Origin of the sequence: Streptomyces koelreuteriae (assembly GCF_018604545.1) — a bacterium.
In the GTDB taxonomy this organism is placed as follows: Bacteria; Actinomycetota; Actinomycetes; order Streptomycetales; family Streptomycetaceae; genus Streptomyces; species Streptomyces koelreuteriae.
Map to the genome: position 1 here is coordinate 8,126,910 of NZ_CP075896.1, position 12,764 is coordinate 8,139,673.

General features: G+C 72.6%; 9 protein-coding genes. 6 read left to right on the forward strand and 3 right to left on the reverse strand.

Features of this window, described 5'->3' with window-relative positions:
- Nucleotide 1 precedes the first annotated feature (1 nt).
- The 6 genes from KJK29_RS36530 (at nucleotide 2) to KJK29_RS36555 (ending at nucleotide 7,438) form a co-directional block, all read left to right on the forward strand.
- On the forward strand, nucleotides 2-955 hold the full coding sequence (locus KJK29_RS36530) for a succinylglutamate desuccinylase/aspartoacylase family protein (RefSeq protein ID WP_215123540.1): 954 nt from the start codon (nucleotides 2-4) through the stop codon (nucleotides 953-955).
- Nucleotides 952-2,406 carry an aldehyde dehydrogenase family protein gene (locus tag KJK29_RS36535; protein ID WP_215123542.1) on the forward strand — a complete coding sequence of 485 codons (1,455 nt, stop codon included), beginning with the start codon at nucleotides 952-954 and terminating at the stop codon, nucleotides 2,404-2,406. Before KJK29_RS36530 ends, KJK29_RS36535 begins: the two co-directional genes overlap by 4 nt.
- Nucleotides 2,403-3,341, forward strand: coding sequence for an aldo/keto reductase (locus tag KJK29_RS36540; RefSeq protein WP_215123544.1), 939 nt, complete (start codon nucleotides 2,403-2,405; stop codon nucleotides 3,339-3,341). Before KJK29_RS36535 ends, KJK29_RS36540 begins: the two co-directional genes overlap by 4 nt.
- A gap of 45 nt (nucleotides 3,342-3,386) precedes the next feature.
- Nucleotides 3,387-4,052 carry a haloacid dehalogenase type II gene (locus tag KJK29_RS36545; protein WP_193478777.1) on the forward strand — a complete coding sequence of 222 codons (666 nt, stop codon included), beginning with the start codon at nucleotides 3,387-3,389 and terminating at the stop codon, nucleotides 4,050-4,052.
- A 29-nt stretch (nucleotides 4,053-4,081) separates the two neighbouring features.
- Nucleotides 4,082-5,365: an NAD(P)/FAD-dependent oxidoreductase gene (locus tag KJK29_RS36550; protein WP_215123546.1), complete on the forward strand. Its 1,284-nt coding sequence runs from the start codon at nucleotides 4,082-4,084 to the stop codon at nucleotides 5,363-5,365.
- Between the two features lie 105 nt (nucleotides 5,366-5,470).
- Nucleotides 5,471-7,438: a heavy metal translocating P-type ATPase gene (locus KJK29_RS36555; RefSeq protein ID WP_215123548.1), complete on the forward strand. Its 1,968-nt coding sequence runs from the start codon at nucleotides 5,471-5,473 to the stop codon at nucleotides 7,436-7,438.
- A 5-nt stretch (nucleotides 7,439-7,443) separates the two neighbouring features.
- On the opposite strand, the gene KJK29_RS36560 is transcribed toward KJK29_RS36555, so the two are convergent.
- The 3 genes from KJK29_RS36560 to KJK29_RS36570 form a co-directional block, all read right to left on the reverse strand.
- Nucleotides 7,444-8,511, reverse strand: coding sequence for a LacI family DNA-binding transcriptional regulator (locus KJK29_RS36560; RefSeq protein WP_215123550.1), 1,068 nt, complete (start codon nucleotides 8,509-8,511; stop codon nucleotides 7,444-7,446).
- A gap of 87 nt (nucleotides 8,512-8,598) precedes the next feature.
- The gene (locus KJK29_RS36565; protein WP_215124586.1) at nucleotides 8,599-10,989 is read right to left on the reverse strand and encodes a beta-galactosidase; all 2,391 of its coding nucleotides are present in this window, start codon (nucleotides 10,987-10,989) and stop codon (nucleotides 8,599-8,601) included.
- Nucleotides 10,983-12,749: a glycoside hydrolase family 35 protein gene (locus KJK29_RS36570; RefSeq protein ID WP_215123552.1), complete on the reverse strand. Its 1,767-nt coding sequence runs from the start codon at nucleotides 12,747-12,749 to the stop codon at nucleotides 10,983-10,985. Before KJK29_RS36570 ends, KJK29_RS36565 begins: the two co-directional genes overlap by 7 nt.
- Between the last annotated feature and the right edge of the window lie 15 nt (nucleotides 12,750-12,764).

Here is a 12,764-nt window from a genome sequence, read left to right on the forward strand (position 1 = left end):
CATGTACTCCATCGGCCCCCTGACCGTCGCCCCCGGCGAGCGCGCGCAGGGTCTGATCCCCGTCGGCACCAGCACCTACGGCGTGGAGCTCGGCATCCCGCTGATCGTCGTCAACGGAACCGAGGACGGCCCGGTCCTGTGTGTGGACGCCGGTGTGCACGGCGACGAGTACGACGGCCAGGAGGCCATCCGCCGCGTGCTCGCCGAGGTCGACCCGGTGGGCCTGCGCGGCACGCTCGTCGGCATCCCCTGCATGAACACCCCCGCCTTCGAGGCGGCGGCCCGCACCAGCGGCCTCGATCACCTGAACCTCAACCGGATCTTCCCGGGCGACGCGGACGGCTCCTACTCGCTGCGCCTGGCCGCCACCTTCGTCGAGCAGGTCGTCCCGGCCATCGACGCCCTGGTCGACCTGCACACCGGCGGCACCTTCGGCGAGATCGCCCCGCTCACCATCGTCCAGGGCGGCTACGAGGACCTGGCCACCGGCATCGGCCTGGCCGCCGGGCACCGGCTGATCTGGAAGGGCGGCAAGTGGGGCGGCACGGTCCGCCACCCCACCCTGGCTGCGGGCAAGCCGGCCATCACCATCGAGGCGGGCGGCGGCACCTACCGCGAGGAGAACGTCCGACTGCACATCGACTCCGTCCTCAACATCATGCGGCAGCTGAACATGACCGACGGCGGTGCCGAACTGCGGGACGACTACATCGCCGTCTCCGGCACCTTCGCCCGCTCCGCCGCCGGCGGCTTCTTCCTCGGCCACGCCGCACCGGGCGAGACGTGCAAGCAAGGCGACCTGATCGCCCACATCGTCGACCACTACGGCAACACGCTGGAGGAGGTCCGCGCCCCGCAGGACGGCATCGTGCTCTGGGTGCGCCGGATCCGCACCGTCCGGCCCGGCGACGAGGTCGTCATCTTCGGCGAGGTGCAGGGAGAGATCCAGCCATGAGCGGCGAGCCCGAGCTGCTGCTCGTCGACGGCAAGCGGATCCCCGCCGCCGACGGACGTACCTTCACTGTCCTCGACCCGGCGGACGGCACGGCCCTCACCCAGGTGGCGCTGGCCGGACCGGCGGACGTGGACCAGGCCGTGGCGGCGGCCCGCGCGGCCTTCACCGCGCCCGAGTGGGCCCGGATGCGCGCCGCCGACCGGGGCAGGCTGCTGACCCGCATCGCGGACGCGATACGCGGCGAGGGCGAGCGGCTGGCGCGCCTGGAGTGCCAGGACGTCGGCAAGCCGCTCCGCCAGGCCAGGGCCGACGTCGAGTCCGCCGCCCGCTACTTCGAGTTCTACGCGGGCATCGCCGACAAGCTCGGCGGCTCCACGATCCCCCTCGGGCCCGGCCTGATCGACTACACCGTCCGTGAACCCATCGGCGTCTCCGGCCAGATCATCCCGTTCAACTACCCCCTCCAGAACACCGCCCGCGGTTCCGCCCCGGCCCTCGCGGCAGGCTGCACGGTGGTGCTCAAGCCCTCCCCGGAGGCGCCCCTCACCCCGCTGGAGATCGGCCGGATCGCGCTGGAGTGCGGGCTGCCGCCGGGCGTGCTGAACGTCGTACCCGGCGACGCCGAGACCGGCGCGGCCCTCGCCGGGCACCCGGGCATCGACCAGGTCACCTTCACCGGCTCGGTCCCCACCGGCATCAAGGTCGCGCAGGCCGCCGCCGCCAACGTGGTGCCCTCCGTCACCGAACTGGGCGGCAAGTCGCCGTTCATCGTCTTCGCCGACGCCGACTTCGACCTGGCGCTGAGCGCGATCCTCGGCTGGTCGTTCAGCAACGCCGGCCAGATGTGCTCGGCCGGCACCCGGCTGCTGCTCCAGCGCGGCGCCGAGGAGTTCCTGGACCGGCTGGTCGAGAAGATCGCCGCCCTGCGCGTCGGACCCGGCCTCACTGACCCGGACATCGGCCCGCTGGTCGCCGCCCGGCAGCGCGACCGTGTCCTCGGCTACCTGGAACTGGCCCGGCAGGAAGGCGCCGTGGCCCGGGTCGGCGGCGGCGCCCCCACCGCCCCGGAACTCGCCGACGGCTACTACATCGAGCCGACCGTCCTCACCGGCCTGACCAATGAGGCCCGGTGCGCCCGCGAGGAGATCTTCGGCCCCGTCGTCACCGTCATCGACTTCGACGACGCCGACGAGGCCCTGCGGATCGCCAACGACAGCCCGTACGGCCTGTCCTCCTACGTCTGGAGCCGCGACCTCGACCGGGCTATGCGCCTCGCCGAAGGCATCCGGGCCGGCCAGGTCTACGTCAACGTCACCAGCGCCGGCAGCGGCATCGAGCTTCCCTTCGGCGGCTACAAGCACAGCGGCTGGGGCCGGGAGAAGGGCCTTGAGGCGCTGGCGAGCTACACCCAGACGAAGAACGTCTGCATCGGATTCGGGGACCGGTCATGAGGTATCGCACGCTCGGTGAACACGGCCCGGTCGTCTCGGCGGTCGGTGTCGGCGGCAACAACTTCGGCTCCCGCCTCGACGAGGAGGGCACGAACGGGGTCGTCCACGCCGCCCTCGACGCCGGGATCACCCTGTTCGACACCGCCGACATGTACGGCGGGTTCGGTGAGCGCGGCGGGGAGCGCGGCGACGGCGAACGCCTCCTCGGCGCCGCCCTCAAGGGCCGCCGCGACGACGTCGTCCTCGCCACCAAGTTCGGCATGGAGATGGGCCCCGACGCCGACCTGTACGGCAGACGCGGCGCCGGCCCCTACATCCGGTACGCCGTCGAGTCCTCCCTGCGCCGGCTCGGCACCGACCGGATCGACCTGTACCAGTACCACGAGCCCGACGGCCTCACCCCGCTGGAGGAGACCGTCGCCGCCCTGACCGAACTCGTGGACGAGGGCAAGATCCGGTACCTCGGCTGCTCCAACCTCCCGGCGGAGGAGCTCACCGACGCGTTCGTGTCGACACAGGCCCGCTACCACCTGCTCGACCGGAGCGCGGAGGCCGACCTCGTCCCCGCCTGTCTGCGCCACGGCCTGGGGCTGCTGCCGTACTACCCGCTGGCCAACGGCCTGCTCAGCGGCAAGTACCGGCGCGGCGAGGAGCCCCCGCCCGGCAGCCGGCTGTCCTGGCGGCAGGGCTGGCTCACCGACGCCGCCCTCGACCGCGTCGAGGCACTCACCGCGTACGGCGCCGAGCGCGGCCTGACCCTGCTTCAGGTCGCCGTGGGCGCACTGGCCGCACTGCCCGCGGTCGGCTCGGTCATCTGCGGCGCCATGACCCCCGCGCAGGTCACCGCCAACGCGGCGGCGGCCGACTGGGTCCCCGACCCCGCCGACCTGGCCGCACTCGACGCGATCGTCACGCCCGGCGAACGCGTCGTCTGACGACCGCCCCCACTTACCGAACCCCGCGAAACGAGGCTGAACACCATGCGAGAGATCGTCACCTTCGACGCCTACGGCACCCTGGTCGACTTCCAGCTCGGCCCCACCACCCTGAAGGTCCTTGAGGACCGTCTCGACCTGGACAACCTGGACGTCGACGAGTTCCTCGACGACTTCCGCGTCATGCGCTTCCAGGCCGTCCTGGAGGCCTACCGCCCCTACCACGAGGTCCTGCACTCCAGCCTGCGCAACGCCATGCGGTTGCACGGCCTGGAGTACCGCACCTCCGACGGCGACGCCCTCGTGGAGGCCGTCCCCACCTTCGGCCCGTTCCCGGAGGTCCCGGACGCCCTGCGCGCCCTGAAGACCAGGTACGAGATCGCCATCATCTCCAACACCGACGACAACCTGATCGCGCGGAACGTCGAGAACATCGGCGTCGAGTTCGACCACGTCATCACCGCCCAGCAGGCCGGCGCCTACAAGCCGGACCGGCAGACCTTCGAGCACGCCTTCAAGACCATGGGCGTCGAACCCTCCCAGGTCATCCACACCGCCCAGGGCTGGGAGTACGACCACATCCCGACCCGCGACCTCGGCCTGAAGCGCCGGGTATGGATCAACCGCTTCGGCCGCCCCGGCAGCGCCGACTACCAGCCCTACGACGAGCTGCGCGACATGACGGGCCTGCCGAAGCTGCTCGGCTGCTGACCCGACGGACGGATGTGAGGACGCACGCCATGAAGCAGATCCCCTACTGGCTCGACACCGCCCCCGCCCTGCCCGACCGCTCCGGAAAGGACCTGCCCGACGAGGCGGACGTGGTCGTGATCGGCGGCGGCCTCACCGGCCTGTCCACCGCCTACCACGCCGCCCGCAAGGGCGCCCGGGTCGTCCTCGTAGAGAAGGACAAGGTCGGCTCGGGCGCCTCCGGACGCAACGGCAGCATGTGTACCCAGGGCCTCACCATCGGCGTCGGCGAGGCCCGCAAACGCTACGGCCAGGAGCGCGCCCGGGAGCTGTACGACGCCTTCCGCGAGGCGGTCGACGTGGTCGAGGAGATCACCCGGACCGAGCGGATCGACTGCGACTTCCACCGCGCCGGCCGCCTCGGAGTCGCCTTCAAACCGCAGCACTTCGAGGGCATGCGGGCCACCCAGCGCGACCTGGCCGACAACTTCGGCCACGAGACCCGGCTCCTGACCCGCGCCGAGCTGAAGTCGGAACTGAACTCGGACTACTACCACGGCGCCCTGCTCGACCCGCTCAGCGCCGCCCTGCACGTCGGCAAGTACGTCCACGGACTCGCCGAGGCCGCCGAACGGGCCGGCGCGGAGATCCACGAACGCAACGCCGCCACCGGCCTCACCCGCCTCCCCGGCGGCGGCTTCGTGGTCGAGACGCTCCACGGCACCATCCGCGCCAAGCAGGTGATGGCGGCGACCGACGCCTACACCGACAAGGCGATGCCGTGGTTCCGCAAGCGGCTCATCAACGTCGGCAGCTTCATCGTCGTCACCGAGCCGCTGGGCGAGGAGCGTGCCAAGTCACTCATCCCGAACGGCCGTCTGGTGGTGGACTCCAAGAACATCGGCCACTACATCCGCCTCACCCCGGACCACCGCCTCGCCTTCGGCGGCCGGGCCCGCTTCGCCCCGTCCAACCCGGCCTCCGACGTCAAGAGCGGCGACATCCTGAAGCGGGAGATGACCGAGATCTTCCCGCAGCTCGCCGGGGTGCGGATCGACTACGTGTGGGGCGGCATGGTCGGCTTCTCCTGGGACCGCCTCCCGCACGCGGGCGAGACCGACGGCCTGTACTACTCGATGGGGTACTGCGGCCACGGGGTCCAGATGGCCACCTACATGGGCCGCGCGGTCGCCGAGATGATGGACGGCCGCCCGGAGGCCAACCCGCTGCGCGGCCTCGGCTTCCCGAAGGTCCCGGTGCCCTTCTACAACGGCACCCCCTGGTTCCTGCCGTTCGGCGGCGCCTACTACAAGGCCAAGGACAAGCTGCGCTGACGCCCCTTCCGGGCCGCAGCGGGGTACATGAAGAAATGAATGAGTCTTCATGTGTTCCTGTATGGTGAGGCGCGTTCACGCGCCCCCGCCAGAAGGACCCCCCCCTTGACTTCCACCCTCACGCCGCGGCCGGTCCAGGAGGCGGAGCCCGCACGCCCCGGGACCGTGCCGCGGCGGCGCACCCGTGTCCTCGCGCTTCCCGAGGCGCGCTGGGCCGCGGCGGCCACCGCCTGCTTCCTGCTCGCGCTGCCGCTCCAGCTGACCGGCGCCCCCGCCTGGACCTGGGGCCCGCTGTACGCGGCGGCGTACGCCACGGGCGGCTGGGAGCCGGGCTGGGAGGGGCTGAAGGCGCTCAAGGACCGCACCCTCGACGTCGACCTGCTGATGGTGGTCGCCGCACTGGGCGCGGCCGCGATCGGGCAGGTCATGGACGGCGCCCTGCTCATCGTCATCTTCGCCACCTCCGGCGCCTTGGAGGCGCTGGCCACGGCCCGCACCGCCGACTCCGTCCGCGGCCTGCTCGACCTGGCCCCCGCCACGGCCACCCGGCTCTCTCCCGACGGCGGGGAACAGGTCGTCCCCGTCGAGGAGCTGACGGTCGGCGACACCGTCCTCGTCCGCCCCGGGGAGCGCGTCGGCGCCGACGGCCGGGTGCTGGACGGGGCGAGCGAGGTGGACCAGGCGACCATCACCGGCGAGCCGCTCCCCGTGCCGAAGGAGCGGGGCGACGAGGTCTTCGCGGGCACACTCAACGGCACCGGCGCCCTGCGGGTCCGGGTCGAGCGCGACGCGTCCGACTCGGTGATCGCCCGGATCGTCCGGATGGTGCAGGAGGCGTCCGAGACCAAGGCGCCCACGCAACTGTTCATCGAGAAGGTCGAGCAGCGCTATTCGCTGGGCATGGTGGCCGCGACCCTGGCCGTCTTCCTGGTGCCGCTGGCCTTCGGCGAACAGCTCAACGACGCGCTGCTGCGGGCCATGACCTTCATGATCGTGGCCTCGCCGTGCGCGGTCGTGCTGGCCACCATGCCGCCCCTGCTGTCGGCCATCGCCAACGCCGGGCGGCACGGTGTGCTGGTGAAGTCGGCCGTGGTGATGGAGCGGATCGGCCAGGTGGACGCGGTCGCACTGGACAAGACCGGCACCCTGACCGAAGGCAGCCCGCGCGTCACCGACGTCCGTCCGCTGCCCGGATCACGGCTGGACGAGGGCGAGTTGCTGACCCTGGCGGCAGCCGCCGAGCGGCCCAGCGAGCACCCGCTGGCCCGGGCGATCGTCGACGCGGCCCGCGAGCAGGGCCTCGACCTGCCCGAAGCGCAGGACTTCACCTCCGCGCCGGGCGTGGGAGTGACCGCCGTCGTCGACGGCCGTGCGGTCGCGGTGGGTGCCCCGGCCCGGCTGACGGACGACGCCCTCGACGGGGTCGCGGAACTGGAGGAGTCCGGCCGTACCGCCGTCCTGGTCGTCGTCGACGGCACCCCCGCCGGACTGCTCGGCATCGCCGACCGGCCGCGCCCGGACGCCGCCGCCACGGTCGCCGCCCTCACCACGCTCACCGGCGCCGCCCCGACCCTTCTCACCGGCGACAACCCCCGGGCCGCCGCGCACCTCGCCGCCGAGACCGGCATCGACGACGTGCGCGCCGGGCTGCTGCCGCAGGACAAGCTGGCCGCCGTCCAGGAGATGGCGAGCGCGGGCCGCAAGGTGCTGGTCGTCGGGGACGGCGTCAACGACGCACCCGCCCTGGCCGCCGCCCACACCGGAATCGCCATGGGCCGGGCGGGCTCCGACCTCGCCCTGGAGACCGCAGACGCCGTGATCGTGCGCGACGAACTCGCCGCCGTCCCCGCCACCGTCGCCCTCTCCCGTCGCGCCCGCCGACTGGTCGTCCAGAACCTCGTGATCGCCGGGGTGTTCATCGCCGGCCTCGTCGTCTGGGACCTGGCGGGCGACCTGCCGCTGCCCCTGGGGGTCGCCGGCCACGAGGGCTCCACGGTCCTCGTCGGACTGAACGGCCTGCGGCTGCTGAGGGAATCGGCCTGGCAGAAGGCCGCCGCCGAGGGGAGCGCCTGAGCCCGTCAGCCCACCGGCGGCGGACCGCTGCTCGCGCGCACGACGAGGTCCACGGGGACGAGGCTGTCCACACGGGGCCGCTCGCCCGGGCCGTCGATACGGTCCAGGAGAAGACGCAGGGACCGCGTGCCGATCTCGGCGAAGTCGGTGCGGACAGTGGTCAGCGGGGGCAGCAGATGCGCGGCCTCGGGGATGTCGTCGTAGCCGACGACACTGACCTCCCCGGGGACGGACCGCCCGGATTCGTGCAGGGCGTGCAGCAGGCCCAGCGCCATCTGGTCGTTGGAGGCGAACACGGCCGTCACCTCCGGGCGCCGGGCCAGCCGACGGCCCAGTTCGTAACCGGAGTCGGCGCCCCAGTCCCCGACGAGGGGTGCCGGGACATCGGCACCGGCCGCCTGGAGCGTCTCCTGCCAGCTCGCCAGCCGATGGTCGGCGGAGGTCCAGCCGGTCGGACCCGCGATGTGCCAGACGGTGGCGTGCCCCAGGCCGAGGAGATGCTCGGTGGCCTTACGGGCGCCGGTACGGGAATCACCCGTGACCAGGGGAGTGCTGTCGTCGAGGGCGCTCTCCAGCACCACCAGGGGAGTGCCGAGCTCGGTCTCCGCCAGCGCGCGGCCCACCCACTGCTGCGGGGCGATCGCGATGACGCCGTCCGCCCCCTCGGCCGACAGCCGGTTCACGGCCTCGACGACGGTCCCGTGGTCGGCCGTGTCCAGGGCGATGGAGCTGACGAGGTAACCGGCCTCCTGCGCCGCGGTGTTGATCGCGGTCAGGATGGAGGCGGGCCCGTACCGTGCGGCGTCGAAGGAGATCACGCCGAGCATCCGGGTCCTGCCGCTGGCCAGGGACCGCGCGCTGCGGCTGGGCCGGTAGCCGAGCGTCCGCATCGCCTCCAGGACCGCCTCACGCGTCTCGGGGCGGACGGCCGGGTGGTCGTTGAGCACGCGGGAGACGGTCTGCTTGGAGACGCCGGCCAGCCGGGCCACGTCGGCCATCACCGGCCGCGTCCCCGCGAAGTTGCGCCTGCTGCGGCCCTTGGGAACCGGGCCGTCGGTGGCGCTCGGTGTCATGGCGGGTGATTCCTCGACGTCGGGTACGGCGGTCCTGAACCCGCCCGGCAGGAGCCCAGCATAGGCGGGGCAGTGCCCGCGGCGGCCTCAGCCGGTCCGGACCGTCCACACACGCGTGACCACCCACTCGGCCCGCCCCACCCCGGCCGCCCGCCAGGCATCACCCACCTGCCCCGGCACATGCACCGCCGCGTCCGCCGCCAGCGGCAGCACCTTCAGCCGTAGCCCCCGCGCACGCAACTCCTCGGCCGGAATCCGGTCGAGGCCGATGTCCCAGACCCGCCCCGAGTAGAACTGGTCGGCGACCAGGACGTCCCCCGCGTAGGCCCGTGCCAGATCACCGGTCCAGTGCAGCCGCAGCAGCACACCGGCGGGCGCCCGCAGCAGTTCCTCCGGTACGTCGACCCGGTACTCGGCGGCCGCGGCGTCCACATGCTTGTCGGCCGGCACACTCGCCCGGCCCTGCACACCGGTCACGGGCTCGGGGGCCGGACCGGCCGGCCTGACCAGGGTGACCCGCGCGGCGGTGTCACCGACGCCCCCGGCTTCGACGGTGTAGCGCGTGCACACACCGTCCGCCTCCTCCCGCACCCGTTCCCCCTCCACCACCAGGGCGGAACCGGGCGCGGGCAGCACCGCGAACGACGGCTCGGCGGCCGGGCTGTGCAGCCGTACCTCGTCACCGTCGAAGACGACCCCGTCCCCGCAGAGCACCAGCCGCTCCGCTCCCCACGCGACACCTCGGTAGGCCGTACGGGCCGTCGCCGCGTCCAGGACCAGCAGGCCGACGCGGGAACCGTCGGCCGCGTCCACCTCGACCAGGGCATCGGTGCCCGGCCGCAGACCGGTGACCAGGACCCGGCCGTCGACCGGCGTGACCTCCCCGTCACCGGACGGCACGGCGACGGACGCCACCGTATCCGCGTCCAGGGCGAGTTCGGGCGCGATGCCGTCGGTCGCGGCCAGCACCAGGACCGTACGGCCGTCCGCCTCGACCGTGCACACCGGCTGCGCGGAGGCCCACTCCAGCCGCACCCCGGCCACGTCCAACCGCAGCGGCCAGCAGAAGAAGGCGCCGGAGGGCACCGTCACGGGAGCGCTCGGCAGCGTGAGCGCACGCGCGCCCGGAAAGTCGATCGTGAACGTCGTGCCCGGGTGGTCCGGCAGCGGCTCGTGCGGCTGGTGGTTGGTCACGAACAGGAAGCCCGAGGTGCCGTCGGTGCGCACTGCCCAGCGCAGGGTGTCACGGTCGTGCTGCCCGGCCGGCAGCCGCTCGGGCAGCACGGACTCCATGGGCGCGATCCGGTGCCCGAATTCGGCCAGCAGCAGGTGCTGGAGCCGCAGTTCGTGGTACGAGGGCCGCACCTGGCCGTACTCGCCGAGCGGGGCCTGGAAGTCGTAGCTCAGGACCGGCAGGTCGTTGGGGTAGCCGGTGGCGTGCGACTCCTGAAGGGTGGTCAGCTCTCCCTGCGGATTCGTACCGCCGTGGAACATGTAGTAGCCCTGCCACACCGAACCGCAGCCGATCTTGGTCAGCCCGAGCGCGCCCACGTCGGCCGCCTCCACCCGGGGCCGCCGGTGATAGGCCACCGCCATACCCCCTCCCAACTCACAGGTGACCCAGGGGAACCGATCCGTCGGAGCCGGCCCGGCGCCGCGCACGGCCGTGGGCCGCAGGTCGGCGCCGATGCCCTCGTCGTCGCGCTCGTGCGTGAAGAAGAAGTGCTTGCGACAGGTGTCGGGCCAGCCGCCGTCCGCCTCCGTCCAGAACGCCTCGGGATACCCGCCGTACAGCGGAAGCAGCTCCTCGCCCGGGAGCCGCACCCCGCCCCAGGCGGTCGACGTCCACAACGGTGCGCTCAGCCCGACCTCCTGAGCGAGACGCTTGAGCGTGCGCAGATGGCCGGGCTGGTCATACAACTCGTTCTCGATCTGGATCGCGACGATCGGCCCGCCGTGCGCCCGGTCCAGACCGCGCAGTTGCTCCGCGACGGCCTGGAACCAGGCGCGTACGGGCTCCAAGTACGCCGGGTCGTCGGTACGCGGCGTGCAGGCGCGGGCGAGCAGCCAGTCGGGCAGGCCGCCGTTGCGCACCTCCGCGTGCGACCAGGGGCCGATGCGCGGGACGAAGTCCAGGCCGTGGCGGGCGCACAGCCCGGCGAAGCGCCGGAGGTCGCGGTCGCCGTCGAAGCGGACCCGGCCCTCGATCTCCTCGTGGTGGATCCAGATCACATAGGAGGCGACGGCGGTCACCCCGCCCGCCTTCATCTTCAGCAACTCCTCCTCCCACTCCCCGTGCGGGTAGCGGGAGTAGTGGAACTCGCCGGAGACCGGGAACCAGGGGCGGCCGCCACGGGTGAGCCAGCGGCTCGTGACCTCGATCGGGTCGGGCACGCCCGGCGCGTCCGCGAAGGGCAGATGGCCGGTCAGCGGGGGAGCGGAGGGCGTGGGAACGCGCAGTCGGTGCGGGGTCACCAGGTGTTCTCCGGGCCGAGGTCGGGGGTGTCGGTGAGTTGGGCGCGGGTGACGGTCGTGCCGTGCAGCTCCAGCAGGACCAGCTCGTTGGCGCCCGGCCGCAGAACCGGTGCGGGGAGGTACAGGGTGTGCTGCGGGCCCCGGTTCCAGTAGCGGCCGAGGTGGAAGCCGTTGACCCACGCCTGGCCCTTCGTCCAGCCGGGCAGGGCGAGGAAGGCGTCGGCGGGCGTGTCCACCGCGAAGGTGCCGCGATGGAAGGCCGGCACGGTGACCGTGGACCCGTCGGCCGGTACGAACGGCAGCCCCTCCACGTCGTCCAGCGGCAGCGGGCGGCAGTCCCAGCCCCGCAGGGCGGCGCCGCTGAAGGAGACGGGCCCGAGCAGGCCCTTGGGCGCGCCGATACGAGGCCCGTAGTTGACGCCGCCCAGGTTCTCGACGAGGACCTCCAGCGTCGCGCCGGAGCGGGGGACGCGCACGGGCAGTGTCTCGTCGTGGCGTTCGCGCTCCAGTACACCGACCGGGGCGCCGTCGACGAAGACCTGGGCGCGGTCGCCGACACCGCCGGAGAAGTGCAGCAGACCGTCACCGGCAGTGGGAAGGGTGGTGCGGTAGAGCGCGTAGCCGGTGCGCTGCCCGAGCTCGTCCATGGTCACGGGGTCGTCGGCGTGCACGGGTGGGGCGAGCGTATCGGCGAGCGGCAGCAGGGGCGCCCGGCCAGCCAACTTCACATCGGTGGGCGGGAGTTTGGGTCCCGGGTCCGGGAAGGGCTCGTCGGGAACGCCGGCATGGCGGGCGATGACCTCGCGGAAGGCGTGGTACTTCGGCCCCGGGTCGCCGCACTCGGTGAGCGCGGCGTCGTAGTCGTAGGACGTGATGGTCGGGGTGTAGGCGTGCTTGTGGTTGGCCCCGTTGGCGAAGCCGAAGTTGGTGCCGCCGTGGAACATGTAGATGTTCACGGACGCCCCGGCGGACAGCAGCCGGTCCAGGTCCGCGGCGGCGTCGGCCGCGTCCCGCACATGGTGCGGACCGCCCCAGTGGTCGAACCAGCCGATCCAGAACTCCGCGCAGAACAGGGGCCCTTCACTCCGGTGCTCGCGCAGCCGCCCGAGGGACTGCTCGACACGGCTGCCGAAGGTGCTGGCGGCCAGGACGCCGGGCAGGGTTCCGGTGGCCAAGTGCTCTGGGTCGGCCTGGTCGCAGGTGAAGAGCAGTTCCTCCACCCCTCGGGAGCGGAACGCGTCGGCCAGGTGCTTCAGATACGCGCTGTCGTCGCCGTAGGCCCCGTACTCGTTCTCCACCTGCACCGCGATGACGGGACCGCCCGCCGCCGCCATGTAGGGGCGGAGCGCGGGCAGCAGCAGGTCGAGATAGCGGTCGACGGCCCCGGTGAAGCGCGGATCGCTGGTCCGCAGCCGGATGTCCGGGTCCGAGGTCAGCCAGTCGGGCAGGCCGCCCCCGTCCCATTCGGCGCAGATGAACGGACCCGGACGCAGCAGCACACGCAGCCCCTCGTCCCGGGCGAGCCGCAGGAACCGGGGCAGGTCGAGGAAGCCGTCGAGCACGAGGGGCCCGTCGGGATCCGGCTGGTGGTGGTTCCACGGAAGGTACGTCTCCACCGTGTTGAGGCCCATCAGCCGGGCCTTGCGCAACCGGTCGGCCCACAGGTCGGGGTGGACACGGAAGTAGTGCAGCGCGCCGGAGAGGATCCGGAACGGCTCGCCGTGCAGCAGGAATCCGTCGGACGTCGTCGTCAGAGCGGGCATGCGAGGCTTCCCTTC